The organism is Bacillus sp. FJAT-22090 (genome assembly GCF_007676755.1).
Lineage (GTDB): Bacteria > Bacillota > Bacilli > Bacillales_A > Planococcaceae > Psychrobacillus.
Genome location: NZ_VEBK01000001.1, coordinates 459767 through 481396 on the forward strand (window position 1 = coordinate 459767; position 21630 = coordinate 481396).

At 36.8% G+C, this 21630-nt stretch carries 20 protein-coding genes; 1 reads left to right on the plus strand and 19 read right to left on the minus strand.

All coding sequences use genetic code 11. From position 1 onward, the window contains the following. Positions 1–2: 2 nt before the first annotated feature. From FS486_RS02165 to FS486_RS02200, 8 genes are all read right to left on the minus strand, one after another. Complete coding sequence (locus FS486_RS02165) at positions 3–476, minus strand: PCC domain-containing protein (RefSeq protein WP_260857993.1); 474 nt, start codon at positions 474–476, stop codon at positions 3–5. Further along, positions 469–1230, minus strand: coding sequence for an SDR family NAD(P)-dependent oxidoreductase (locus FS486_RS02170; protein ID WP_144509612.1), 762 nt, complete (start codon positions 1228–1230; stop codon positions 469–471). Before FS486_RS02170 ends, FS486_RS02165 begins: the two co-directional genes overlap by 8 nt. A gap of 30 nt (positions 1231–1260) precedes the next feature. Next, positions 1261–2583, minus strand: coding sequence for a TRAP transporter large permease (locus FS486_RS02175; RefSeq protein ID WP_144509613.1), 1323 nt, complete (start codon positions 2581–2583; stop codon positions 1261–1263). Next, positions 2580–3065, minus strand: coding sequence for a TRAP transporter small permease (locus tag FS486_RS02180; RefSeq protein WP_144509614.1), 486 nt, complete (start codon positions 3063–3065; stop codon positions 2580–2582). The genes FS486_RS02175 and FS486_RS02180 overlap by 4 nt, the downstream gene beginning before the upstream one ends. A gap of 17 nt (positions 3066–3082) precedes the next feature. Further along, positions 3083–4096, minus strand: coding sequence for a DctP family TRAP transporter solute-binding subunit (locus FS486_RS02185; protein ID WP_144509615.1), 1014 nt, complete (start codon positions 4094–4096; stop codon positions 3083–3085). A gap of 20 nt (positions 4097–4116) precedes the next feature. Further along, the gene (locus FS486_RS02190; RefSeq protein WP_144509616.1) at positions 4117–5433 is read right to left on the minus strand and encodes a (Fe-S)-binding protein; all 1317 of its coding nucleotides are present in this window, start codon (positions 5431–5433) and stop codon (positions 4117–4119) included. Further along, the gene (locus FS486_RS02195) at positions 5430–6839 is read right to left on the minus strand and encodes an FAD-linked oxidase C-terminal domain-containing protein (RefSeq protein ID WP_144509617.1); all 1410 of its coding nucleotides are present in this window, start codon (positions 6837–6839) and stop codon (positions 5430–5432) included. Before FS486_RS02195 ends, FS486_RS02190 begins: the two co-directional genes overlap by 4 nt. Positions 6840–6998: 159 nt before the next feature. Then, complete coding sequence (locus FS486_RS02200) at positions 6999–8108, minus strand: sugar diacid recognition domain-containing protein (RefSeq protein ID WP_144509618.1); 1110 nt, start codon at positions 8106–8108, stop codon at positions 6999–7001. A 174-nt stretch (positions 8109–8282) separates the two neighbouring features. Here FS486_RS02200 and FS486_RS02205 point away from each other — a divergent pair, with 174 nt between their 5' ends. Next, the gene (locus tag FS486_RS02205) at positions 8283–9188 is read left to right on the plus strand and encodes an LCP family glycopolymer transferase (protein ID WP_144509619.1); all 906 of its coding nucleotides are present in this window, start codon (positions 8283–8285) and stop codon (positions 9186–9188) included. A 207-nt stretch (positions 9189–9395) separates the two neighbouring features. Here FS486_RS02205 and FS486_RS02210 read toward each other — a convergent pair whose 3' ends face one another. The 11 genes from FS486_RS02210 to FS486_RS02260 all read right to left on the minus strand — a co-directional run bounded on the left by FS486_RS02210 (position 9396) and on the right by FS486_RS02260 (position 21556). Beyond that, positions 9396–10259 (minus strand): 5-oxoprolinase subunit C family protein, encoded by an 864-nt coding sequence (locus FS486_RS02210; protein ID WP_144509620.1) that lies wholly within the window; start codon positions 10257–10259, stop codon positions 9396–9398. Continuing rightward, complete coding sequence (locus tag FS486_RS02215) at positions 10259–11020, minus strand: LamB/YcsF family protein (protein ID WP_144509621.1); 762 nt, start codon at positions 11018–11020, stop codon at positions 10259–10261. Before FS486_RS02215 ends, FS486_RS02210 begins: the two co-directional genes overlap by 1 nt. Then, entirely contained in the window at positions 11017–11760 is a 744-nt protein-coding gene (gene pxpB / locus FS486_RS02220) for a 5-oxoprolinase subunit PxpB (protein WP_186321295.1), read from the minus strand. Before pxpB ends, FS486_RS02215 begins: the two co-directional genes overlap by 4 nt. Beyond that, the gene (locus tag FS486_RS02225; RefSeq protein ID WP_144509694.1) at positions 11750–12364 is read right to left on the minus strand and encodes a pyroglutamyl-peptidase I; all 615 of its coding nucleotides are present in this window, start codon (positions 12362–12364) and stop codon (positions 11750–11752) included. The genes pxpB and FS486_RS02225 overlap by 11 nt, the downstream gene beginning before the upstream one ends. Then, complete coding sequence (locus FS486_RS02230; protein ID WP_144509623.1) at positions 12364–15252, minus strand: M14 family metallopeptidase; 2889 nt, start codon at positions 15250–15252, stop codon at positions 12364–12366. Before FS486_RS02230 ends, FS486_RS02225 begins: the two co-directional genes overlap by 1 nt. Before the next feature lie 6 nt (positions 15253–15258). Then, positions 15259–16161 carry an ABC transporter permease gene (locus tag FS486_RS02235; RefSeq protein WP_144509624.1) on the minus strand — a complete coding sequence of 301 codons (903 nt, stop codon included), beginning with the start codon at positions 16159–16161 and terminating at the stop codon, positions 15259–15261. Further along, the gene (nikB, locus tag FS486_RS02240; RefSeq protein WP_144509625.1) at positions 16161–17093 is read right to left on the minus strand and encodes a nickel ABC transporter permease; all 933 of its coding nucleotides are present in this window, start codon (positions 17091–17093) and stop codon (positions 16161–16163) included. Before nikB ends, FS486_RS02235 begins: the two co-directional genes overlap by 1 nt. A gap of 71 nt (positions 17094–17164) precedes the next feature. Then, positions 17165–18700 carry an ABC transporter substrate-binding protein gene (locus tag FS486_RS02245; protein ID WP_144509695.1) on the minus strand — a complete coding sequence of 512 codons (1536 nt, stop codon included), beginning with the start codon at positions 18698–18700 and terminating at the stop codon, positions 17165–17167. Positions 18701–18760: 60 nt separating this feature from the next. Then, positions 18761–19570 (minus strand): IclR family transcriptional regulator, encoded by an 810-nt coding sequence (locus FS486_RS02250; RefSeq protein WP_144509626.1) that lies wholly within the window; start codon positions 19568–19570, stop codon positions 18761–18763. Then, positions 19567–20565, minus strand: coding sequence for an ABC transporter ATP-binding protein (locus tag FS486_RS02255; RefSeq protein ID WP_144509627.1), 999 nt, complete (start codon positions 20563–20565; stop codon positions 19567–19569). The genes FS486_RS02250 and FS486_RS02255 overlap by 4 nt, the downstream gene beginning before the upstream one ends. Beyond that, complete coding sequence (locus FS486_RS02260) at positions 20555–21556, minus strand: ABC transporter ATP-binding protein (RefSeq protein WP_144509628.1); 1002 nt, start codon at positions 21554–21556, stop codon at positions 20555–20557. Before FS486_RS02260 ends, FS486_RS02255 begins: the two co-directional genes overlap by 11 nt. Positions 21557–21630: the final 74 nt, after the last annotated feature.

The window sequence follows — 21630 nt, forward strand, 5'->3', positions numbered from 1 at the left end:
ACTCACTCCTTATTTGAAAACTGAAATACTGGCAATTTCATTAATTTATCTGGACCGCGTTTAAGTTCCACGTCTGTTAAAGGAAACAAAATGAATTCAATTGTTATAGCTACCGGATTTTCACCATCTAGAAAATGACCTCCGCTAATTTGCTGATTACAGTCGACAAACATCCCATGAAAGTGTACGTCTAACTGTCCATCAACATCATATCCAACAAAGCCAGTTCCATTTAGCAACTCTACCTCTGAATCACTTACTATTTTTTCAGAATACTGAAGGACACCATCAGTTGTCTTTTCCAACTGCACATAAGTAGCATACGTTAGGGAGCCTATACATTGGAATTGTGCTGCATGTATATCAAACTTTCTGCACACTTCTTTTATTCCTCCAAAAAGATCTATGTCCTTCATGAATCGTCCGACAATGCGCTTAGAATCCTTATCTAAAACCGCTTGTATTCGATCAGCCAAAGTTGTAACCTCCATCAACTTGCAGCACTTGGCCAGTCGTATAGCTTGACTCTGGAGATGCAAAGTATAACACCGCTTCGGCTATATCTTCTGGTGTACCCATTCTTTTGATCGTTTGTCTGCTAAAATCGTAAGGAACTCCTGATGTAATACCGGTAGCTGTTGCCCCTGGTGCTACGGAGTTACATGTAATACCATGTGCACCTAGCTCTTTTGCAACCCATTTCGTTAGGGCAATTACAGCACCTTTTGAAGCTGCATAAGCCGGACCGGATCTTCTAGTCCCATCCCCATCACCAGAAGAGGCACCACCGTTTATTCCGGAAATCGAACTTATATTAACTATTCGTCCATATTTCTGTTCCATCATATGTGGATGGACTACTGCCCGAATAAACAAAAACGATGCTTTCACATTTGTATCCAAATCTCTATTCCAAATATCCACTGTCATATCTTCAATACCTAAGCGGCCAGCAGTACCTGCATTATTCACTAGAATATGTAACTCACCAAAAGTATCTGATGCTCGAGCTACCGCCGCTTTCACAAATTCCTCATCGCGGATGTCTCCTAAACATTCTAATACTTGGGAATCCGCATTAATGGAACGGATTCTGTCAATCGTTTTGGCACAGGAGTTTAAATCTACCAAAACGATGTTCGCTCCTTCTCTAGCAAGATAAACGGCAGATTCCGCTCCAATCCCACTTGCTGCCCCTGTAATAATAGCTGTTTGACCATTTACTCTCATAATTCCATCTCCTTATTTATAATTAGTAAGTTATTTTATATTCATTAAGTCTGGTAAAAACGTAGAGATTTGTGGAATATAGGTGATTAGCAAAAGAATAATAATCGATGAAACTACAAACGGTAAAACACCACGGGATATTTCACCGAGTGAGGTTTTGGATATTCCAGTTGCCACATATAAATTTAGTCCGACTGGAGGTGTGAATAAACCAATCGCTAAGTTAACTGTCATAAATACCCCAAATACTGTCGGATCGACACCTAGTAAAATCATTATTGGCGCTAAAATTGGTACAAGAATATAGAATGCAGAAATTGCATCGATAAACATCCCAGCAATCAATAGAATAATATTAACAATTAATAAGATGATTATTTTATTGTCTGAGAGCCCTAGCATTGCATCAGAGAGTGTTGTAGCGATTTGCTCTGTTGTAATTATGTAAGCAAACACGGAAGCAGCACTTACGATGAACATAACAGTTGCTGTCTGAACGGAAGATGCCACTAAAATGTTAAATAAACTTTTTAAATTCAGTTCTTTATAAACGAAGAATCCAACGAAGAGACCGTAGAATACTGCAACTACCGCGGCTTCTGTTGGGGTAAAGAAACCTCCATAAATTCCACCCAAAATAATAACTGGGATCATTAATCCCCAGAAAGCATTAACAAATGCTTTCCATCTTTCTTTACCAGTCGCACGCGATTGTTGGATAAACCCTTCTAGTGGACCTTCTTTTTTCTCTTGTCTCCATCGAACGAACATAGCGGCAAGGACGAAACCGAGTCCAAGTAATATACCAGGAATAATACCAGCGATAAAAAGTCGGGCAATCGATACAGGAATTTGATCTCCTGCAACTACCGCGAAAACAATAAATGCAATACTTGGCGGAATAACGATTCCAATTGCCCCAGAACTCGCTACAAGAGCCCCAGCCGTTTCCTTTTTATAGCCATTCCCTACAAGTGCCGGAATTAAAATCCCACCAATAGCAGCAACAGTAGCAGGACCCGACCCTGAAATAGCTGCGAAGAAAATAGCTACAAGTACCGTTACAAATACAATTCCACTTTTTCTATGACCTACTAACGCTTGTGCAAAATCGATAAGTCGTTTAGAAATACCAGCTTGTTCCATGATTACTCCTGCCAACACAAAAAATGGAATAGCAAGCAGCGTGAACTTCGCCACACTTGTGTACATAATATCTGCCACTAACTCTAGCCCAAATAAACCACTACCTGTAAATAACACAACTATCGAGGATATCGCCAAAGAGACAGCTATCGGGATACGAAGCAAAACAAGAACCATAAACAATCCAAATAATAATATTGCTGTCATGCTGATTCCCCTCCGTTCACATTTTCATCGCGATACTCGATTACTGTTGCTTGGATCGTACGATATAGACAAAGTAATGCCCCTACTGGCATAGCTAGCGAAAATACCCATTGTGGCCATCCGAGAGAAGGTGTTTTTTGTCCCATATCCATTTGGAAAAGAACCATTTGGAATCCAAAATACAATAAGATAAGAAATAAACCACCCATAAGTAACCCAACTAATAATGTGATACCTTTCTTGAACACACCATTTACTCGGTCAAAGATAAGGGTAAATCCAAGGTGTGCGTTTTGACGCACACCAATGGAAGTTCCAACAAACGTTAAAAAAACGAATAAATTAATGGTAATTTCTTCAGTAAAGGATAATGAATAACCGGCAATTCCTCGAGAAAGAATATTTAGAAATGCAATGGTTGACATGACGGACATGACAATGGCAACAATCCATTCTTCCAATCTATTTAATACTTGATCCATCTCATTGTCCTCCGTTCTTAACGTTTCTGGAACGCGTTTAGTAGATCTTCTCCCCAAATACTTGTGTATTTATCGTAAAGTGGTTGAACTGCTTCTTTAAATTCAGCTAATTCTGCTTCCGTTGGCTCATACAACTTCATACCTGCAGCTTTCAGCTCTTCTAATTGTTTTGATTCTTTTTCTCTAGCTAACTCAACTTGATATTCCGCTGCTTCTTTTCCAAGCTTTGCAAATAATTCTTGGTCTTCTTTACTCATAGAATCATATAATTTTTTATTCATCCCTAATACAAGTGGGTCGTAGGAGTAATTCCATAGCGTTAAGTAATCTTGCACTTCGTTTAGTTTAGAAGAGTGAATTACATCGATTGGGTTTTCTTGCCCATTAATCGTTCCTTGTTGAAGAGATGTAAATACTTCTGAGAATGTCATTGTAGTTGGATCAGCTCCAAGTGCACGATATAAGTCGGTATACATTGTGATGCCAGGAATACGAATTTTCATTCCTTTTAAATCTGCAGGTGATTTTATTTCTTTTGTGCTATTTGTAATTTGTCGGAAACCATTCTCACCAAACCCTAGAGCTTTGACGCCTTTTTCTTCTAGAATTTTCGTAATAGCTTCTCCACCTTCTCCATCAAACACTTTATCTACTTCGTCTGTATTATTAAATAAGAAAGGTGCGCTTGCTACCCCAAATCGGTCATCTAAAATAGAGTAAATAATCGTTGAGTTGAATGTTAAGTCAGTAGAACCTTTTGAAAGCATTTCAACGGCTTTACCAGAATCCCCACCGGATAATTGTTCGTTTGGAAATACTTCAATTTTGATACGGCCATCTGTTTCTTCACTTACATCTTCCGAAAGCTTTTTAGCAGCTGCATACCAAGTAGAAGAATCGTTTACAGTCACCGACATTTTCAATTTATATTCTTTTTCTTTTGTTTCTTCTGCTGAACCCGAAGAACACGCCCCCAACAAAAGCATTGCCGCTAAACCTAATGATCCCAATTTCCAACTCTTTCTTTTCATAACATAACTCCTCCAAATTTTTATTGGTGAAACATTTTTCCATAAATAAAATCAACCAAATGTAATGCCTGGGTTGTAGTAGCTATTCCTTCTCGCTCAATCCCAACCTTCATCTGCAACAAACAACCAGGATTCGTTGTGATCACTGTACTGGCACTTACTTCCTTCACCTTCTGCATTTTAGATTCTAAAATAAGAGAAGCCATTTTAGGTTGTAGCAAATTGTATATGCCAGCAGAACCACAACAAAGTTCTGCATTTGGTAACTCTACAAACGTACAATCTTGCACAGCTTTTAATATATTACGAGGCTCGTCCTTCACACCTGTTACATTTCGTAAATGACATGAATCTTGATAAGTGACAAGTCCTACTGAATTGCTTGCTGGTAATTTTTCTAGAAAATCGATGATCCCTAACTTGACAAACAAGGAGGATATATCTATTTGCTTCGATGTAAATAACTTCGCTTTTTCATGTAAAATTGGATCATTTGAAAATAATTTGTCATATTCCCCTAAAAAAGCGCCGCAACCTCCTGCGTTATTCACAATGTAATCAATTTCTTCCAAGTCAAAAGCTTCGATATTTGTTTGTGCGTTTCGTTTCGATTTTTCTAATTCTCCACTATGACCATGCAGGGCTCCGCAGCATTGTTGACCTTTTGGTACTACTACGTCACAGCCTAATTTTTCTAGGATTGCTATTGTATTTCTATTTGTCTCGTTAAACATCGTATCCATCAAACAACCCGCGAAAAAAGCAACCTTTGCTTTCACTTTTGTTTTTTGTACATCAGCCTTTTTTCGTTTTGGGGGATCCGGTAATACACTTTCCATCTCCTTCATAAAAGGAGGGAAAAGCTCTAAAAAGCCTATCTTTCTCGCTACTTTTTGTAATCCGGATTTTTGATAAAAAGTTACGAGATTAACTGCTGATTGCATCTTCTTTTGATTCGCAAATAAATTATCAAATGCTCCTTTGCGAATTATTTTTTCCTTGAACGACTGTGGCTTTGTCGATAGAATTGCTTCCCGAGTTTCTTCTATTAAAGTACCGTATTGAACACCTGCCGGACATGCAGGTTCACATGCCCTGCACCCAAGACACAAATCGAAAGATTCTTCTATCGATCCGTCCCACATAATTTGTCCATCACGCACTGCTTTCATTAAAGCAATTCGTCCTCTAGGGGATTGTGTTTCATCGAAATTAGAGTGAATATACGTTGGACAGGCGGGCAGACAAAATCCGCAACGCATACAATCCATTAATCGATCATCGTCTACATGTGTCACGAAAGCTTGTTGCATTTTTTCTTGAAGCACGGTGGTCATGTTTGAACCACAACCCTCTGCTTGCGATCTTTTGCAAAGATTTTCCCAGGATTCATAATATTAAGTGGATCAATTGATTGCTTTATCCCTTTCATAACCTCAATCCCCGATGCTCCAATTTTCCATTCTAGATAAGGTGCTTTCATTTCTCCGACGCCGTGTTCTCCTGTAATCGTACCTCCCAGTCTAATAGCACTTTCAAAAATCTCACTAAAGGCGGCTTCCACTCTCTCCATTTCTTCTTTGTCTCTTGAATCTGTCAAACAAGTAGGATGTAAATTTCCATCTCCAGCATGACCAAATGTAAAAATCATCAACTCATATTTGGCTGCAATTCGTTGAATTTCCTTTACCATATTGGCAATTTCAGACCTTGGTACGGTAGCATCCTCTAAAATGGTCGTCGGCCTTTTTCTAGCTAATACTGATAATGCCACTCGTCTCGCGGTACTTAGCTGTAAAGCCTCTTCTGTTGACTGTGCCATTTGTGTTGATTTTGCTCCATGTTCCATACAAATTTTATGTACTAATTGCATATCTCGTTCAACCGTCTGTAAATCTCCATCTTGTTCAATAAGCAACATCGCTTCACAATCTGTTGGAAGACCGATTTTCATGTATTCCTCAACATTTTCAATCGTTCCTTTATCCATAAACTCTAAAGTGGCAGGAACTACCTTTGCCGCAATAATGGAAGAAACAGTTTCAGCAGCAGTTTCTAACTGGTCATAAAAAACAAGTAGTGTTTGTTTTGTTTGAGGTGCTGGTATTAGACCAAGTGTAATTTCTGTAATAACGCCAAGCGTTCCTTCTGATCCAACAAACAAACTAGTTAAATCGTATCCTGCTACATCTTTTGTTAGTTTTCCACCAGTTTTTAAGGTTTCTCCATTTGGCAATACTATCGTTAATCCTTTTACATAGTCTCGCGTCACCCCATATTTCAATCCTCTTAAACCACCTGAATTCTCGCTGACATTTCCTCCTATTGTAGATATTTTCATGGAACTTGGATCTGGTGGGTAAAATAAACCTTTAGGTTCTACAAGTTCATTAATATGTTGCGTAATTACACCAGGCTGGACGGTAAGTGTTAGATTTTCTTCATCAAAATCTAACACCTGAGTCATTCTATTAAAAAGGAGTACCACCCCGCCGGCATTTGGAACCGTTCCGGCAGCCAAATTAGTGCCAGACCCACGGGAGATTATAGGAACTCTATGTTCAGAACAGACTTTCACAATTCTCTGTACTTGCTCTGTATTGGCAGGTGATAATACTAAATCGGGCATCGCCTGAAAGTTAGCAGTTGCATCATACGAGTAAGCCAGCTTTTGCGCTATAGTTGTTTTAGCATTTTCTTTCCCTGTAATATCAATCAATTTTTGAATAATATAGTCTTCCATTTCTTCCCTCCTACCTAACAAAGAAATCGCTTTCACTTATTTTAATATTCAATTGATTATGAATATATGGATTTTTAAACAATCTTTCGACACATTTTGGACAATTTAATTGTGTAAACATACAAAAAAACATCCATAAGAGGATGTTTTTTTGTGTTTCTAGCCTTTTTTTAACTCTTCTGCTAACCGAACTCCTAAATATATTAAAAAGAGATCATGTGTTTCCGAAATACTAAGTCCCGTTAAATCTTCTATTTTTTGCAGCCGGTATGCCAATGTGTTTTTATGAATATGAAGCTTCTGTGCTGTATTTTTCATAGATTGGTTCTCACTAAACCACACGCTTAAATTATGAAAAAGTTCTTGATCGTCTAGCAAAGGGGCAACCGTTCTTTCTATAAATTGTTCTTTCGTTTCCTTCGGTAAACTATGTACGATTAAATCGAATAGCAACTCCCTTTCAAATACAATACGCCTATATTTCTGTGATACTTTTACTGCCCGCTCGGATTGATTGAACGAAAGAGCTAACTCATTATATTCGACCTGAGCACCTATCCCGACAGCAAGTTCCATTTTCATCTTTCGTTTCACATGTAACAGTAAATTTTCTATCTCAAGTTTTAATTTATTTTGTTCTAAAGGGGGAATAACTAAAATAATTTTTTCTTGCCCCCAGCGACTTGCCTTTAGCATGGGGTGTATGGTTTGCACAGACATAAAAAAATCAATATCCTCTACCTTGAATTTCCTTTTTTCATCCATCGCCTGAATCATTATAACTTGTTTATACAGGTCCACTTGAATATCTAATAATTCCGCTCGTTGATAAAACTTTTTATCCCTTGATGTTGAAGTAATCCAATCGATCATAAAAAACTCAAATTCACGAATTTTCTCCTCTTTTTCTTGTCTTTTCAATGAGTCTTGTATAAATAACTCAACCACTTTTCTTATAAGTAAGGCCTGTGGTTGAATATTCTTTGGATCACCTGTTACCCCTAAGACTGCAATTGGTTTTTCTTCTATGATAATGGGTATGGCAATTCCTTTTCGAACACCCCTCAACGTTGAAACTTCTTCCTCCGTCATATAAAGCAGTTTTTCTGCTTTAATACTAAGCAATGCACCTTCATGAAATTGATTTATCCTAGTCGGATCCGTACTCACTTGTATAAATCCCCTTGAATCAGTCAAAATTACCTCCTCTTTTATCAAATGACCTAGCTCATTTATAATCTCTTGACCCAACTCTTCAAAATTAAACATTTCACGCACCCCCTCACGTTTTGTATTTATTTAAATATTCGACAAAATCTCTTTAATCACCTTCAACAAATAACAACCGTTAAGCATGTGGAATATGTATAAGAATAATAATTCATCGCGCATACTCATATTAATAACAATAGAATTTGTTAATGAAAAGAATCGAGGCTCAGTATGAAGAAGAAAATTATTTGGATTACACTGATTTCCTGCTTTCTTCTCGGGGGAATTGTCTTTACGAATGGTTTGTATAATGAGGTCTCTGCTACAATTGAGACAATTCACGAGCCAGAAATCCGCAAAGTTTCAGAATTAAGAGAAACAAAAGTAGAAATAGTAAAAAAAGAACCCTTTTCTCTCCTGCTATTAGGCGTGGACGAGCGGGAAGCTGATGTAGGACGGTCTGATACAATAATTGTTTTAACTGTCAATCCTTCAACTAGTTCAATGAAAATGCTTAGCATTCCTCGCGATACGTATACAGAAATTATAGGTAAAAATAAAATTGATAAGATAAATCACGCATATGCCTTTGGGGGCATCGAAATGGCACTGCATTCCGTTGAAAACCTTCTAAATATCCCAATAGACTATGTCGTAAAAGTCAATATGGAAAGTTTCCTGGAAATAGTCGACACCGTTGGAGGTGTGACCGTTGAAAATACAAGTGCTTTTGAAGTATCCGATTATACGTTTAATGAAGGAAGTATTCATCTAAACGGAGAACAAGCATTAGACTATGTTCGCATGAGAATGGACGATCCACAAGGAGACTTCGGCAGACAAGCTAGACAGAAACAAGTACTTCAGGCTGTCTTAAAAGAAGGGGCATCCATTAACAGTTTGTTAAATTATAAAGAATTATTAAGTATTGTAGAAAGAGACATCCGGACAAATATGACTTTTGATCAAATGGTCGATATCCAAAAAGGGTACAAAAATGCATTAAATCAAGTGGATACCCTCTCTTTTCAACAAGGAGAAGGAAAACGTATAGATGGTATTTGGTATTATGTAATGGACGATACCGAGCTGAGTCAAATAACTTTAGAAATGAAAAAGCATTTGGAATTGAAGTAGTTTCTAACTTAGAGCTTAGGGAGAAGAATTGGGATGCAGGAGCAACTGATCACCTACTGAATAATACGGTTGAAAGCATTCGGTAAAAAGTAGTAAATCATGTTGTTATATGTAAAACACAGCAATGGTATTTGAAAATAACCAATAGATATTAGTATATTTGAAAAGAGACGATGCACAATTGTTCTGCAACGTCTTCTTTAATGGTTAATTCAGTAACAATTTAAATGTGAGCTTTCCACCGTTTCTTAATTGAGCTACTTTCCACAAATCTGAATCCGCTACTTTCCCAATTGTTGCATAGCCACCGACTGTTTGTGCATCAGCCATTAATATTACTGGTTGACCATTCGAGGGGACTTGTATTGTGCCAAATTGGGTTGCTTCAGACAAAATATCACTTTTATCTATAAAATGAAGTTTTGGGCCATTGAAATAATAACCCATACGGTCGCCGCCTCTATATGTATACTCGGAGTGAAAAAAAGTATGGATGCTATCTTCTTTGAATAGAGAAAGATGTGGGCTTTCCCAAACAGATACTTCCACTTCCCGATTATATATAGGTACTTCCGTAGTGATCAAGCCGCGCCTAAGATTTACTTGCGGAATATTAGGTACCGACAAAATAGTTCCTTTTTTTAAAGTATCACCTATACCCGCCCTTATGTAGGCAGAATTACTTCCCATAATTGTTTCCGTAACGAATCCACCCAGTGCAAAAATATATGCTATACTCCCTTGCATTGGTTTTACAAAAGACAATACCTGTCCCTTACTTACAGTAATAGTCTTCCACAATGGAATTTGTCTTCCGTCTATTTCCGCCTTAAGATCTGCTCCCCCAATTACAATTGTATGTGCTGCTAAGATCTCAAGAGAAAGTCCTCCTAAAAATAATTCAATTGCTGTAGCATTGGATGAATTTCCAATAATTTTATTTCCTAGTCCGAAAGCATAGGTATCCATTGGACCTGCACTAGGCATTCCAAATGCACGATAGCCTTTCCTTCCTTTATCTTGCAAAGATGCATATACACCTTCTTTATGTACACGAAATAATTCTTTCATTAGATCCTCTCCAGAGGAGCAACCTTTACATTTTTTGCTTCCAGTATTTTTCGAGTTTTTTGTACAATCTCTGCAACATTGTTTCCATCACCATGAAAGCAGAGTGTATCAGCATTTATATCAATCATTTTACCACTTCTTGTTACTACTTGATTTTTCATTACTATATTCTCTACTTGTTCCATTATTTCTTTAAAATCTGTAAGTAGAGCATCAGATTGACCTCGACCAACAAGTCGGCCTTTATCATCATATTTTCGATCTGCAAAAGCTTCTCCAGCTGTTTTCAACCCTAAGCTAGCTCCTGCCTTTAGCAATTCGCTATTGCAAAGTCCAAAAAGAATTGCGTTCGGGGCAGTATCTAACACGGCTTTCGCTATTGCATTTGCTATCTCTTCATCCTCCGCAGATCTATTATACAAAGCACCATGTGGTTTAACATGAGAAAGTGACACATGATGAATATGACAAAATGCTTGTAAAGCACCTATCTGATAAACGACCATTTCGTAAACTTCCGTGGAACTCATATTAAGGTTTCTTCTACCGAAACCTTGTTTATCAGGATAACCAGGGTGAGCACCTATAGAAAGATGATTTTCTTTTGCAGCCTGAATTGTCTTGTTTATCACTGTGAAATCACCTGCATGAAATCCGCAAGCAATGTTTGCGGAAGTAATTACTTTAAAAAGTGCGTCATCTTCCCCTATAATATAGTTGCCAAAACTTTCCCCAACATCTGCATTCAAATCAATTCTCATATATTCACCTCTTCTATGAATCGGTCAATTGCATGCCAATTATTTTTCATTTCGCACTCTATTTTTTCAAATTCTGCATTAGTAACAGGAGAAAATTTTAAACGATCACCTGGCTTTAAAGTGAAGGGATTATCCCGCTTTAATGAAAAGATTTCTAAAGGAGTTCTGCCTATTATGTTCCAACCTCCCGGTGATTCAATTGGATAAATACCAGTTTGATTTCCCCCAATACCTATCGTCCCTTTTGGAACTTTCAGCCTTGGCTTATCAAGTCGAGGAACAAATAGCTCGGAATCCAAATCACCTAAGTACGGAAAACCTGGTAAAAAACCTATCATATAAACGGTGTATATTTTTTGCGAATGTAATTGAACGATTTCATCCTTCGTTTTACCTATTAAACGCTCTATTCTTGTTATGTCTTCGCAATAAGGCTCCTCATAACAGACTGGGATAGTAACCTGTCTTGCAGAAGAAAGCACGCTATCTTCTTTATAATTTTCCCATTTTTCAAGAAGGGCTTCTATATTCAAAGTATCCAGAATCGCCGACTTATAAAAAAATACAGTAATTGTATGATAGCTAGGAACTACTTCTTCTATAAATTGCTGCCATTCTGAATTCAATAACTTAGTGAATGAATGAACTGCTTTATATATTTCCAGGCTAATCACTTCCCCAAAATTGAATCGAAGTGTCCTTTCCCCCGTTCTCCATACCAAAGGCAAATTATTTTTCATGCTCATCTAACACTTCGATGCAAGTAATAATTCCCTGCTTCAAATCTACATGGGACCAGCTAGGAATTTTTCCATGCTCAATAGCAAGTTCATGTGAAGCCGGTATATGTATAAAGCCCGAGAGCATCTTGCTGTTCGTTGTTTTTACAAAATGCAAGCCTTCATACATCACATTATTACATAAATAAGTACCTGCGCTATTTGAAATCTCGGCAGGTAAACCATTTTCAATAAGCTTGTTCACCATTTTACGGATCGGCAATGTTGATAAATATCCTGCATCTCCAGTTTCTTGGATCAACTCGTCCTCAGGTTTATTTCCTTCATTATCAGCATCACCATCTTTTATGTTAATCGCAATACGTTCCGGAGTTATTTTATATCTTCCCCCAGCTAGCCCAAGGGAAATATGTACATCTGGCTGAGTTTCTTCTAATAATCTTAATAATTGTTGTCCAGAAGATTTAAAATCTACCGTCAATACTTTTCCGATAATTTGAAATCCACCAATGACCATTCCATCTAATTCCTCCACAATTTTCATTGTAGGATTTACTTTATAGTGCAAAAATGGTTCAAATCCAGTTAAAAGTAGTTTTTTCATCATTTCTCCTCCAATTGTAATTTTAGTGGACGTATCCGAAATTTTTGTAAAGAATTTTGAAAAGTTTCTACCGGAGTATTTTTTAGTACATCTATTATTCCACTATTAAAAAGATATTGGGATTCCACACAACTTTCTAACTTTTTACCATACACTACTTCGTCTGCAGCCTCTGATATTATATCCGCAGCCACCCATTCTGGATAACGAAGAATACTAACAGTTGGATATGTTGGAGTAACACTTTTCTGACGATAAAAATTTATAGACGATGCCTCTTCAATAGGAAATACATCCGGTAACCATGCGTGACCATATTTTATAAAACGTGCTTTCCAGTAAGCATTTTCTTCTGCGATAGTAGTACCGTGAAATTTATTGTTAATCGATTGTACTATTATTTCGAGATTTTCAGCTAGACATTTTTCATTCACTTTTTGAGAAATCCGACCTATCCCATAAATCTTCGCACTTGGTATAAAGTATGAAACAGGAAATCTTGGTGGACTATTATATCCCGCAAAAGGCTGAATCCATTCGTGTGACGGAATACCATGATTATCTACAACAATGTCAGGGGCCCATCTTCTCATCACTTGTGGTAAGATATTTGCTTCCCCAAAAACAGTTTGTTGATATTTTACATACGCAAACTCCAATCCAACAGCATTATAACGTGCTGCATGATGTTTCCATTCCGGTTGCTCTATAATCATTTTAGAAAGTAAATAGTTTCCATCAATATTTGCTAAAGGAATAATAATAATGTTCAGTTCTTTCAAGTACTCCTTATTACTAGACAATTCTTTAGCTAAGCGTAAAACTGCAGGTGTGCTTGATACCTCGTTGGCATGATGACCAGCTTCTATAACAATAGTCTTTTTGAATAGTGTAAGCTTCAAGGAAGCATCAAACTTTTCCCCTGATGGTAAAAAACACTCAATGATAGGAATATTTAAACCATAATAAGAATGATCAGGATATGCTATATGAAGTTCTTTATTTACTTCAATAAAATTACTTAATTCGGGCAATGACCAATTTATATTTGCCTTAAATTTTTCTACAACACAAGAAAAGCTACCGTTATTTGAGCTTACAAATGCCATTATTGCATTGCTTCTACTATTGAAATGAATTTCAGTAGTTTGGACAATTAAAGGAGTATAATCCACCCATTCAAATACTTGAATTCTTGCTTTTGGTCTTTTGTCCTCATTAACATGCATAAATGGATAAATCCCACCTGGCGCATCCAACGAAGTACCATACTTTTTCTTTCCCCATTCTGCAAAATAATCTAGTGTATTAAAGTATAAATCCTCATAAAGGGCTTCCATAGAGGAGATACGTTCTTCATCTAAAAATAATTTTTCTTCTTGTTCGCTCATCCAAACGTCGAAGACAATACGATCGAATAACGGTCTATTAACACCTTGTCCCTCGTTAATATTTTTTAGTTGTTCTGTCATCCTAGGAAGAAACTCGTTCAAATAGAACAAATAAAACCGTTCTCGATCAGTTGGGATTAAGTGAGTTTCAATTTTGTTATCGTTTCTGTAAATACGAACGGCCCCTGTATTCGGATACGCAAATTTCCCTTCTTCTACATAAGGAATTTGTATAATTGGAACATCCAAACTTCCCAGCTGAATACTTGTACCGTCTTTTTTTGTTCCGTACACGTTAAATGTATGTTCTAAATGATCCACTTTATAAAAAGTGATATCATCTACGTTTAAGTGAGTATATTTTTCAAGATATGCGTCAATTGGATACATTTCTTGTATCCATCGTATCGGTAATTCTAAACAAGCATCATTATCTTCTTTTTTTACATAGATTTTTATTTCAATTATATCTTCTGTTATGATTGGAAGTATTTCTTCACGAACCCATTGAAACCCTGTTTTAAAAGCGGAATGTACTTTTACATTCTTCAACTGTGGACAAGTCATCCAAATATCTTGTTTCAGTTTATCCCGGATATGTAGCGGTTCAGAAATAAATACTTCAATTTCATCACCAGCCAATAAGGTAATATCATTTAGTACTCTATAAACTAATTCAATTTCAGATTCATCTTCCCATTCCTCTTCCAAAAGTAGCTTGGACGGCTTTTTTTCATCTAATCGAATTTTCTGTTCCCAGTAACCAAAAGTTCCTTTTTCGCTCCAGTTTTTTTGATTGTTCAACCAATTTAATGCTGTGACTACTCCAGTGATATTTCCTTCTAGTTTTAGTGTATTTGCTTTTAGGAGCTTTAATTTTGTCTGTTCACCTGACTGTATGGTAAAACTAATCTTTGCAGTAGGATTATTCGTAACTGGCAGTATAATTTCCGTACAATACAATGCAGCCCTTGCAACAAAGTGACATAACTCTATGAAGGTCTCTCTGTTCTTCATATTAGGTTGTATATCTATGTTTAAACTAAGTGTTTGATAAGGTGATGCCTCATTGTCAGCTCCAAAGCCCGAAAAGCTCCAGATGTCCGCTAAACTCCGAATAGGCTTAATGACCGATTGTTGTGAGTCTTCATAAATAGGATGATCTACACCAACAGTTGAAAGCTGTGATAATAATTTTGAACACTCTTTTTCATTTTCATAATAGATAATTATCATTCGATTTTCATAAACAATATAACTGGAGGGCTGATTTTCTTTAAAAATCATCTTTACCTTTTGACCATTATATTCAAAAAAGTTATACGATAACGCAGTTGTTTCATATCCCACTCTTACAAAGAAGTCCAATAACCCTTCAGGCATGAAGCCATATGGCAAATCTACAAATAGAGAAACACCATCTATTACATTATCTTGATTTTTGTCTAATAAAATCCCATCTATAGTCCAGATTTTTTGTAGATTTTCCAGATTCATTTCCCCCTATACTTTCATATTTGGATCGAAACGATCTCTTAACCAATCACCTAGCAGATTAAATCCTAAAACTGTTAACATAACGGCAACACCTGGAAATACTGATGTCCACCATGCTGTAGTTATATAATTCCGACTATCCGCAAGCATTCCTCCCCATGAAGGAATGGTAGGATCAACTCCTAGACCAAGAAAAGTTAAAGATGCTTCTAACAATATAAACTCAGCAATATACATTGTGCCTAGTACAAAGATAGAGGATAGAACGTTCGGAAAAATGTGCTTTCTAATTATAGTGAACTTTGTACCACCAATTGCTCTCGCAGCTTGAACAAATTCTTGCTCTTTTAGCGCAATAACCTGTCCACGAATAAGTCTCGCAAATCCTACCCAGTAGGTTAAACCTAAGATGATTATTATTTTCCAAATACCTGTACCTAGTATACTCATTACAACGATAGCAAATAAAATGAAAGGGAACGCTAGTTGAATATCGGCAACACGCATAATAAAATCATCTAACCACTTACCAAAATAACCTGAAACCAATCCTAAAATCGTTCCAATAATAAGCGAAATTAGTACTCCAAAGAAACCTACCATTAAAGAGATTCTCGCACCGTATAATATTCTAGTAAGTAAGTCTCTTCCCAATTGATCCGTCCCTAAAAAGTAAACAGATTCCCCAGTCGAATCTGCCCAAGATGGTGGATTCAATCTAGATACTAAGCTTGCTTTTCCCGGATCAAATGTTGTTAACCATGGTGCAAAAATTGCACATCCTACACTGATCACCACTAAAATAATCCCGATAAAGCCTGCTGGATTTTTTTTGATAAACCTCGTAAACCTTTTCCAAAGAGATTTTTTGGATAGGGCTAATGAGACTTCATTTGATACTACGGCCATTAGTGACTCCCCTTTCCAGTTTTAATACGTGGATCGATTACTGAATAGCTTAAATCTACAAGTAAATTAACAACAACCATTATGACTGCTAAAAATATTACTCCCCCCTGGATAACTGGGTAATCGCGTTGATTAATCGCATCTATTATTAACCTTCCAACGCCCGGCCACGCAAAAACTTGTTCCACAATAACAGTTCCACCAAGTAGTGAGCCAAATTGTAGCCCTAAAAAAGTAATAGTCGGTAATAACGCATTTCTAAATGCGTGCTTGATGATTACAGACCATGTACTTATCCCTTTAGACTTTGCAGTTGACATATATTGTTGATTCATCACTTCCAGCATAGATGAACGAACTAATCTCGCTAAAATTCCAGATAAAATCATTCCTAAAGTTATAGACGGAAGGATTAAAGATGAAAAACCATCGAAACCCGAAGAAGGAAGCCATTGTAAAGTAACTGCAAATACTAGAATTAGCATAATACCTAACCAAAAGTTCGGAAAGGATATACCTATTAAAGAAAAAATTCTCCCAAAAAAGTCGATAGATGTTCCTCTTTTTACTGCAGATAGTATCCCTACAGGAAATGCTATAAAAACTGCTATTACAATACCACCTAGTGCAAGGGCTAATGTTGCCCCAATTTTTTCTAATATTAAGTCTGTAACGGGCATTCCACTTCTGAAGGATTCTCCAAAATCAAGTGTCAGAAGCCCTTTCAAAAATAATCCATACTGTATGTATAGCGGCTTATCTAAGCCTAAGTTTTTCGTTACCTCTTCAATAGCCTCTTTTGACGGTTCCCCAGCACTAAACATAACGGACACAGGGTCACCAGTTAAACGGATGGAAAAGAAAACAATAAGTGAAATGACAAATACAACTAGTATAGTATGGAGTAATCTTCGAGTAACATAGGTTAACATGGCTATTCCTCCGTATCTTTAAAAGAAAGGGATAGTATGAGATGTTCATACTATCCTTTTCAACATTACTTTTATTCAACCGTTACTTCTTCAAAACGCATACGGTCTTCATTTGGTGGTTGGAAGTTTTTCAGGCGTTTATTAACTGCATATAAATCTACAGCTTGATATAGATTTACTTCTGGTGCTAGCTCATATAACACTTCTGTTAATTCCATAAAAATCGCTTGACGCTCTTCTTGATCAACTGTTGCGCGCTCAGCAGCTAGTAACTCTTCTACTTTTTCATCTTTAAAGGATGGATTCCACTGCTCACCTTCGTGATACATCAAGTATGCAGTGTTATCAAAGTCTAGCGTCCAGCCACCCCATCCTTGGCGATACATATGACCTGCATCTCCTTTTGGAATGAGATCAGATGTTAAGGTTGTCCCATCTACACTATTAATATTAAGTTTTAACCCAACTTCTTCTAAATAGAACGAAACTGCTTGAGCGATTTCTTTAAAGTTTCCGTCTGTACCAGGGATGAATAGGTCTAGTGATGTTCCTTCAGCGACTCCCGCTTCTTTTAATAGTTCTTTAGCTTTTTCAGGATCATATGGATACGGTTTTAAGTCGGGATTATTACCAAATGATAACTCACTTTGGTATGTACTAATCGGCTTACCAAATCCACCAAGAATTTCGCTAATTATTTCTTCTTTATTAATCGCATAATTAAGTGCTTGGCGAACTCTTACGTCTCCAAGAGGTTCTTTTGCAGTATCAAATCTTAAAGAATAAACAGTAGGAGTTCCCACTTCCTTAAGCTCTAAGAAATCTGTACTTTTTACCGTTTCTGCTTGTGCTACTTCTACACGTTTCATAACATCAATTTTTCCAGTTTGTAATTCTGCCAAACGAGTAGAAGCTTCTGGAATAACCTTAAATGTTATACCATCCAATTTTGGAAGTCCTTCTTTCCAATAATTTTCATTCTTTTCTAGGACAACCTCTTGATCTCGTTTATAGCCAGTCATTTTAAATGGACCTGTTCCTACTGGATTATTATTAAAATGTTCATCTCCCTTTTCTTCAATATATTTCGGAGGAACAATCACTGCACCGTAGCCAGAAAGTTTTGTTAATAACACTGGGTCTGCACTATTCAAATGCATAGTTATTGTGTATTCATCATTTACTTCCACAGAGTCAATCGAGTTATAATTTGAATATTGTGGGCCTTTTTTCCCTTCATCACCTAATAATCGATCGAATGTATATTTAACCGCATCTGCATTAAATGGTTCTCCATTATGAAACTGAACTCCTTGACGAAGTGTGAAGACTATCGTTTTATCATCCTTGTATTCCCACTTTTCCGCTAATCCCGGGACTAATTCTAAATCAAGTGTACGATCTACAAGTCCTTCAAACACTGAGCTTGCTACGGAACTCCAGTCTAATAAAAATGTATCAATTGGATCCCAACTTTGAGGATCACTAGATATGCCTACAACTATTTCATTTCCACGGCTTGTTGCTGGATTTTCCCCTGATGAAGATTTTTTATCTCCTTCGGTAGATTTACCTCCCCCATTCGAACATGCAGCTAAAACTAACATTAATATTGCTAGTACAGCGACTAATCTAGGTTTTAATGTTTTCTTCACTTTTTCATCCCCTTAATGTTTTTCTATATTTGATAATCCATATGGATATGGATTAGTGTAACCTATTTTTTGGGAAATAATTTCTGCTGCTTCCCAAAGAGGAACTAGAAAGTCATTTACCTTTTCTCTCGGTAATGAAGTAGAAAACCCCGCGATACTTATTGAAAATTCAACTTCGTTCAATCGGTTAAAAATTGGGGCCGCAATAGACACCGTTCCTTCTTCAAGTTCTGAAACACTATAAGCGAAACCACTTTTTCGAGTTTCATGAATAAAAGACCAAACATCCTCAACTCTTTGTGGTGTTTGACTTGCATAAAAAGTCAATGGTTGCTTTAAGATATCCGATATTTCATCATCCGATAAAAAAGATAATAAGATGCGTGTACAAGCCCCTGCATATAGAGGAGCTCTCCTACCTGTTTTCGTATATAGACGGACAGGTCTTGTACTTTCCACTTTTTCTATATAAACACCTTCATCCTTATCTCTTGAAACTAATTGAACTGCTTCATTAAATTTAGATTGTAGTATTTTCATATGGGGTAAGGATATATTACGAATCTCTAAATTACTCGAAACGATACTCCCTAAATACATTAGCTTCAGTCCCAATGAGTAGGTATCCCCTTCTACTAATAATCCATTTTTCTCTATTTCCGAACGTTGTAGAAAGCCATGGTCTACGAAAGTTTTGAGTAATCGATGGACTGTTGGTTTTGGTATTTGTGAGTAAGCAGATATTTCATCTAGACGCCAAAAAGGTTTTTCTTCCGTAAATAAGTCCAGTAATTGAAATCCTTTTTCTATTGTTTTGCTCATAAATTCACCACATCTTTTGGTTGATGTAGATGGCAGGATACAAAGTGGTTACCTTCCGTCTCCAATAGAATCGGCTTCACTGTCTTACAAACCTCCATACAAGCAAAACATCTAGGATGAAAAGTACAACCTGATGGTGGATTGGCAGGACTAGGAACATCTCCTTTTAGAATAATCCTTTCCTTTTTCTGCAATGGATGAGCACTTGGAAGTGCAGAGAGTAATGCGGTGGAATATGGATGATTAGGATTATCATATAGCTTTTCTCTATCTGCTATTTCAACCATTTTTCCTAAATACATAACTCCTATTCTGTCACAAAAATGTTTAACGACACTTAAATCATGAGAGATGAAAATATAAGTTAAACCAAATTCTTTTTGTAAATCCCTCATTAGGTTCAATACTTGAGATTGAATGGATACATCCAATGCCGAGACTGGTTCATCTGCGACGATGAGCTTAGGTTTGGAGATCAATGCTCTAGCAATTCCAATCCGTTGTCGTTGTCCACCCGAAAATTCATGAGGAAGACGTTTCAATTGATTAATTGTTAGCCCTACTTGATCAGCTACCTCTAAAACTCTTCTCTCTCTTTCTTCCCTATTAGTAATTCCAAAGTTAATGAGTGGTTCCTCAATAATGTCAAAGACTCTCATTCGCGGATTTAAAGAAGCAAAAGGGTCTTGAAAAACAATTTGTATATCTTTTCTCATTAACCTCATTTTATTTTGATCAAGTGATGCAAGGTCTGTCCCTTCAAAAAAGACGGCACCTTCAGTCGGCTCCAACAATCTTAAAATCGTCCGACCGACAGTACTTTTTCCACATCCCGATTCTCCAACAATTCCAAAAGTTTCTCCACGTCTTACTTCAAATGAAATGTCGTCAACGGCTTTTACTTGTTGGATGGTTTTATTGCCGAACACTCCCCCTTTAATGGGAAAGTATTTTTTTAGGTTTTCAACTTTTAATATTGTTTCTTCATACTTCATTACTCGTCACCTCAGCTGATGTTTCTGAATCATAGAGCCAACATTGAACACGTGTATTATCTGCCGTTGTAATAAGTGGTGGTTTGTCTGAACATTTATCATGTGCTTTACTACATCTCGGAGCAAAGCGACAACCTTTTGGCATACTTCCAGGTGCTGGTACAAGACCAGGTATAGAAGATAAATATTCTTTTTGCTCCGAAATGTTTGGAAGCGATTCCATTAATCCTTGTGTATAAGGATGTTTAGGTAAGTCAAATAAGTTCACCACATTTGCCTCTTCTACTATTTCTCCTGCATACATAACTATTACTCGATCACACATTTCAGATACAACTCCCAAATCATGAGTGATCAATACAATAGACATATGTAATTTGTCTTGTAAACTTTTCATTAATTCTAGAATTTGTGCTTGAATCGTAACATCAAGTGCAGTAGTTGGTTCATCTGCTATCAATATTTCTGGATTGCACGATAAAGCTATAGCTATCATAATACGTTGTCTCATACCACCAGAGAGCTGATGAGGATACTCATCTATTACTTGCTCCGGTCTTGGTATTCCCACTAACTTCAGCATTTCTATCGCTCGATTTCTAGCTACTTTCTTCGAAACTGATTCATGACTTAGTATCATTTCAACAATTTGACTTCCTATTGTATAGACTGGGTTCAAAGAACTCATAGGTTCTTGAAATATCATAGATATCTTTTTTCCACGCACTTTTCTCCAGTCCTTATTTTTAAATTGCTTAAAATGTAAGTCTCCCACTTGAATATCGCCATTTTGCCATTGTACTCCTGTTGGAAGCAATCCCATTAAGGAAAGAGAAGTCATGCTCTTTCCACATCCCGACTCCCCAACAATTCCCAGTGTTTCACCTTTATTTAATTTAAAGCTAATGCCGTTTACAATCGCAATTTCTTTATCATCCTCTTCTTTTATACCAACTTGAAGATTCTCTACATTCATGACTTCCGAAATCATTGAGTCACACCTCACCGTTTCATTATATGGAACGTCATTTCATATAATGATTTTATTTTCTAATTGTAAATAAT

Excerpts from the sequence above, each read along its gene's own strand:
- FS486_RS02170 (WP_144509612.1), bottom strand. The coding sequence starts at position 1,230 with ATGAGAGTAAATGGTCAAACAGCTATTATTACAGGGGCAGCAAGTGGG.
- FS486_RS02175 (WP_144509613.1), bottom strand. The coding sequence starts at position 2,583 with ATGACAGCAATATTATTATTTGGATTGTTTATGGTTCTTGTTTTGCTT.
- FS486_RS02180 (WP_144509614.1), bottom strand. The coding sequence starts at position 3,065 with ATGGATCAAGTATTAAATAGATTGGAAGAATGGATTGTTGCCATTGTC.
- FS486_RS02185 (WP_144509615.1), bottom strand. The coding sequence starts at position 4,096 with ATGAAAAGAAAGAGTTGGAAATTGGGATCATTAGGTTTAGCGGCAATG.
- FS486_RS02190 (WP_144509616.1), bottom strand. The coding sequence starts at position 5,433 with ATGACCACCGTGCTTCAAGAAAAAATGCAACAAGCTTTCGTGACACAT.
- FS486_RS02195 (WP_144509617.1), bottom strand. The coding sequence starts at position 6,839 with ATGGAAGACTATATTATTCAAAAATTGATTGATATTACAGGGAAAGAA.
- FS486_RS02200 (WP_144509618.1), bottom strand. The coding sequence starts at position 8,108 with ATGTTTAATTTTGAAGAGTTGGGTCAAGAGATTATAAATGAGCTAGGT.
- FS486_RS02205 (WP_144509619.1), top strand. The coding sequence starts at position 8,283 with ATGAAGAAGAAAATTATTTGGATTACACTGATTTCCTGCTTTCTTCTC.
- FS486_RS02210 (WP_144509620.1), bottom strand. The coding sequence starts at position 10,259 with ATGAAAGAATTATTTCGTGTACATAAAGAAGGTGTATATGCATCTTTG.
- FS486_RS02215 (WP_144509621.1), bottom strand. The coding sequence starts at position 11,020 with ATGAGAATTGATTTGAATGCAGATGTTGGGGAAAGTTTTGGCAACTAT.
- pxpB (WP_186321295.1), bottom strand. The coding sequence starts at position 11,760 with ATGAAAAATAATTTGCCTTTGGTATGGAGAACGGGGGAAAGGACACTT.
- FS486_RS02225 (WP_144509694.1), bottom strand. The coding sequence starts at position 12,364 with ATGAAAAAACTACTTTTAACTGGATTTGAACCATTTTTGCACTATAAA.
- FS486_RS02230 (WP_144509623.1), bottom strand. The coding sequence starts at position 15,252 with ATGAATCTGGAAAATCTACAAAAAATCTGGACTATAGATGGGATTTTA.
- FS486_RS02235 (WP_144509624.1), bottom strand. The coding sequence starts at position 16,161 with ATGGCCGTAGTATCAAATGAAGTCTCATTAGCCCTATCCAAAAAATCT.
- nikB (WP_144509625.1), bottom strand. The coding sequence starts at position 17,093 with ATGTTAACCTATGTTACTCGAAGATTACTCCATACTATACTAGTTGTA.
- FS486_RS02245 (WP_144509695.1), bottom strand. The coding sequence starts at position 18,700 with ATGTTAGTTTTAGCTGCATGTTCGAATGGGGGAGGTAAATCTACCGAA.
- FS486_RS02250 (WP_144509626.1), bottom strand. The coding sequence starts at position 19,570 with ATGAGCAAAACAATAGAAAAAGGATTTCAATTACTGGACTTATTTACG.
- FS486_RS02255 (WP_144509627.1), bottom strand. The coding sequence starts at position 20,565 with ATGAAGTATGAAGAAACAATATTAAAAGTTGAAAACCTAAAAAAATAC.
- FS486_RS02260 (WP_144509628.1), bottom strand. The coding sequence starts at position 21,556 with ATGATTTCGGAAGTCATGAATGTAGAGAATCTTCAAGTTGGTATAAAA.